Origin of the sequence: Blastomonas sp. CCH1-A6 (assembly GCF_001556365.1) — a bacterium.
Taxonomy (GTDB): domain Bacteria; phylum Pseudomonadota; class Alphaproteobacteria; order Sphingomonadales; family Sphingomonadaceae; genus Blastomonas; species Blastomonas ursincola.
Map to the genome: position 1 here is coordinate 1 of NZ_LSIS01000103.1, position 969 is coordinate 969.

Genomic DNA, 969 nt, shown 5'->3' on the forward strand with positions numbered 1-969 from the left:
CGCCGCGCATCACCAAGGACGGCGTGACCGTCGCCAAGGAAATCGAGCTCAAGGACAAGTTCGAGAACATGGGCGCGCAGATGCTGCGCGAGGTCGCCAGCAAGCAGAATGACAAGGCCGGCGACGGCACCACCACCGCCACCGTGCTGGCCCAGGCCATCGTGCGCGAGGGCGCCAAGGCCGTCGGTGCGGGCATGAACCCGATGGACCTCAAGCGCGGCATCGATCTGGCGGTCAGGACCGTGGTCGCCGATCTCGAATCGCATGCCAAGAAGGTTGAATCGAACAGCGAGATCGCGCAGGTCGCGACCATTTCGGCCAATGGCGATCAGGAGGTCGGCCGTATCCTTGCCGAAGCCATGGACAAGGTCGGCAATGAAGGCGTGATCACGGTCGAGGAAGCCAAGAGCCTCGAGACCGAACTCGAGACCGTCGAGGGCATGCAGTTTGATCGCGGCTATCTCTCGCCCTATTTCGTGACCAATGCCGAGAAGCTGCGGGTCGAGCTGGAAGAGCCCTATATCCTCATCCACGAGAAGAAGCTGTCCAACCTCGCACCGATGATCCCGCTGCTCGAGCAGGTGGTGCAGTCGGGCTGTCCGCTGCTGATCGTCGCCGAGGATGTTGAGGGCGAGGCGCTGGCTACGCTGGTGGTCAACCGGCTGCGCGGGGGCCTCAAGGTCGCGGCCGTGAAGGCGCCCGGCTTCGGCGATCGTCGCAAGGCGATGCTCGAGGATATCGCCATCCTCACCGGCGGCAATGTGGTCAGCGAGGAACTCGGCACCAAGCTGGAAAATGTTACCATTCCCATGCTCGGCCGCGCCAAGAAGGTCATCATCGACAAGGACAACACGACGATCGTCGACGGCGCCGGACAGCGCAGCGACATCGACGGCCGCGTGGCGCAGATCCGCGCGCAGATCGAGACCACGACCAGCGACTATGATCGCGAGAAGCTGCAGGAGCGCG

The 969-nt window shown here is 63.7% G+C and carries 1 protein-coding gene; it reads left to right on the forward strand.

Going from position 1 to position 969, the window contains the following annotated elements; all coding sequences use genetic code 11:
* Positions 1-969 (forward strand): chaperonin GroEL (gene groEL / locus AX735_RS04600; RefSeq protein ID WP_156447417.1); only part of this gene is annotated, 969 nt, incomplete at both ends.